This is a genomic window from Streptomyces sp. WELS2 (genome assembly GCF_013870595.1).
In the GTDB taxonomy this organism is placed as follows: domain Bacteria; phylum Actinomycetota; class Actinomycetes; order Streptomycetales; family Streptomycetaceae; genus Streptomyces.
On record NZ_JACBWZ010000697.1, the window covers coordinates 1 to 3,331 of the forward strand.

2 protein-coding genes are annotated in these 3,331 nt (G+C 71.1%); both read right to left on the reverse strand.

Annotation, left to right across the window (positions count from 1 at the left end; translation table 11 throughout):
* On the reverse strand, nt 1-790 hold a 790-nt coding region (locus tag H5J33_RS28305; RefSeq protein WP_309485511.1), incomplete at its 3' end, for an N-formylglutamate amidohydrolase.
* An 81-nt stretch (nt 791-871) separates the two neighbouring features.
* Nucleotides 872-3,091 (reverse strand): NADP-dependent isocitrate dehydrogenase, encoded by a 2,220-nt coding sequence (locus H5J33_RS28310; RefSeq protein WP_181797673.1) that lies wholly within the window; start codon nt 3,089-3,091, stop codon nt 872-874.
* Nucleotides 3,092-3,331 lie beyond the last annotated feature (240 nt).

The window sequence follows — 3,331 nt, forward strand, 5'->3', positions numbered from 1 at the left end:
CCAGGCGCTCCAGGCCCGGGCCGTCGGCCGGGCCGCCCGGCTCCGTCATGTAGGTGTCCCGGCGGATCTCCACCATCAGCGCGCCGACCCGGGCGTCCCTGCCGTAGAACTCCAGCGGTACGTACGTCCCGGCGAACGGGCTGTCCAGTCCCGTCTCCCCGCAGCCGGCGAACGCCTCGCGGGCGGCCCCGGTCAGGGCGGGCGGGGTGTGGAAGGCGTCCGTGCCCAGGCACACCGGGGGGCGCGGACCGGTGCCGTGCAGCTCGTAGGGGAGCGGCTCGGTGGGGTACGAGTGCACGTCGATGATCACGGCGCGCCCGGTCGCGGCCAGCCGGCCGGCCACCGCCTCGGTCATGGCCTTCGCGTACGGCCGGAAGTACCGGGCCAGCAGCGGCTCCGGGTCGGCGTCCGCCGGCCGCAGCGCGGCCCGGTGCGTGGTCCGCGTGTACACGGCGCCCATCCCGACGGCCGCCATCTCCTCCCGCTCGTCCGGGAACCGCTCCGGGTCCACCACCAGCCTCGACAGCCGGTTGACGAACCGCCAGGGCCGGACCCCGGCGAGCGCGGCGGCCCGCTCGGCGAGCTCGGCGGTGTGCGCGTCCGTGATGTGGTCCAGCTCCCGCTCCAGCCCGCCGTCGTCCAGCACGATCCCGGCGCGCACGTCGTCCGGTATCGCCCGCGAGGAGTGCGGCACGTGCAGCAGCACGGGGGAGTCCGGGGCACCGGGCAGGAGGTCGAAACAGGTCACGGGCTGCTCCAGGGGCGTGTCGGTGGCATCGTGCGTGATCACGGTGTCACACGGCACCGACAACGGGCCGCGCCCCGGGCGGGCGGTGCCGTCCGGGGCGCGGTGTTCAGCGTGTCGCGGGCGTCAGCTCAGGGACGCCAGGACCTCGTTCCAGGTGGCCGACGGGCGCATGACCGCGTCCGCCTTGGCCTTGTCGACCTGGTAGTAGCCGCCGATGTCGGCCGGCTTGCCCTGGACGGCGTTCAGCTCCTCCACGATCTTCTGCTCGTTCGCCGCCAGGGTCTCGGCGAGCGGCGCGAACGCCTTGGCGAGGTCGGCGTCGTCGGTCTGCTTCGCCAGCTCCTGCGCCCAGTACAGGGACAGGTAGAAGTGGCTGCCGCGGTTGTCGATGCCGCCCACCCGGCGGGTCGGGGACTTGTCCTCGTTCAGGAAGGTCGCCGTGGCGCGGTCCAGGGTGTCGGCGAGGACCTTGGCACGGGTGTTGCCGGTGGCCGTCGCGTACTGCTCGAAGGACGGCACCAGCGCGAAGAACTCGCCGAGCGAGTCCCAGCGCAGGTAGTCCTCCTTGACCAGCTGCTGGACGTGCTTGGGCGCGGAGCCGCCGGCGCCGGTCTCGAACAGGCCGCCGCCCGCCATCAGCGGGACGACCGACAGCATCTTGGCGCTGGTGCCCAGCTCCAGGATGGGGAAGAGGTCGGTCAGGTAGTCACGCAGCACGTTGCCGGTGACGGAGATGGTGTTCTCGCCGCGGCGGATGCGCTCCACCGACAGCTTGGTGGCCTCCACCGGGGACAGGATCCGGATGTCCAGGCCCTCGGTGTCGTGCTCCGGCAGGTACTGCTTGACCTTGGCGATCAGGTTGGCGTCGTGCGCCCGGTTCTCGTCCAGCCAGAACACCGCCGGGTCGCCGGTGGCGCGGGCGCGGGTGACGGCCAGCTTGACCCAGTCGCGGATCGGGGCGTCCTTGGTCTGGCAGGCGCGGAAGATGTCGCCCTGCGCGACCGGCTGCTCGATCAGGACGTTGCCGGCCTGGTCGACCAGGCGGACGGAGCCCGCGGCCGGGATCTCGAAGGTCTTGTCGTGGGAGCCGTACTCCTCGGCCTTCTGCGCCATCAGGCCGACGTTCGGGACCGAGCCCATGGTGGACGGGTCGTAGGCGCCGTTGGCCCGGCAGTCGTCGATGACGGCCTGGTAGACACCGGCGTAGGAGGAGTCCGGGATGACGGCGAGGGCGTCGTGCTCCTGGCCGTCGGCGCCCCACATGTGGCCGGAGGTGCGGATCATCGCCGGCATGGAGGCGTCGATGATGACGTCCGAGGGCACGTGCAGGTTGGTGATGCCCTTGTCGGAGTCGACCATGGCCAGGGCCGGGCCCTCGGCGATCTCGGCGTCGAAGGAGGCCTTGATCTCGGCGCCCTCGGGCAGGTTCTCCAGGCCCTTGAGGATGCCGCCGAGGCCGTCGTTCGGGGTGAGGCCGGCCGCCTTGAGGGTCTCGCCGTACTTCGCGAAGGTCTTCGGGAAGAACGCGCGCACCACGTGACCGAAGATGATCGGGTCGGAGACCTTCATCATCGTGGCCTTCAGGTGCACGGAGAACAGGACGCCGTCCTGCTTGGCGCGGGCGACCTGCGCGGCGAGGAACGTGTTCAGCTCGGCGACGCGCATGACGGAGGCGTCGACGACCTCGCCCTCGAGGACCGGTACGGAGTCCTTCAGGACGGTGGTGGTGCCGTCCTCGGCGGCCAGCTCGATGCGCAGGGTGCCGGCCTCGGAGATCACCACGGACTTCTCGGTGGAGCGGAAGTCGTTCTCGCCCATGGTCGCGACGTTGGTCTTGGACTCGGAGGTCCAGGCGCCCATGCGGTGCGGGTGGGTCTTGGCGTAGTTCTTCACCGAGGCGGGGGCGCGGCGGTCGGAGTTGCCCTCGCGCAGCACCGGGTTGACGGCGGAGCCCTTGACCTTGTCGTAGCGGGCGCGGATCTCGCGCTCCTCGTCGGTCTTCGGGTCGTCCGGGTAGTCCGGCAGCGCGTAGCCCTTGCCCTGGAGCTCGGCGACGGCGGCCTTCAGCTGCGGGATGGACGCCGAGATGTTCGGCAGCTTGATGATGTTGGCCGCCGGGGTCTTGGCCAGCTCGCCCAGCTCGGTCAGCGCGTCCGGGATGCGCTGGTCCTCGTTCAGGTACTCCGGGAAGACGGCGATGATGCGCCCGGCCAGCGAGATGTCGCGGGTCTCCACGGGCACACCGGCCTGCGAGGCGTACGCCTGGATCACCGGCAGGAACGAATGCGTCGCCAGGGCCGGGGCCTCGTCTGTGTAGGTGTAGATGATGGTCGAGTCAGTCACCGGGTGCTCCGCTCCACGTCTGCAACATTGCTCGACATCAAGATATCTCGTGATCGCCGTCCGCTCGACAGGGGTCCGGCCCGGAAAATCCGTGGCCGCCCTCTCGCGCTCGATCCGGCGGCGGATGACGTCCGCCCTGTATACATGTTCGATTCGCGTCGGCTCCCGTCCCCCGGGGAGCGTGTGGCCGGGCCGGCGCCGGCCGCCGGGCGATCGGGTCGCAGACGGGCCACCGCGGGA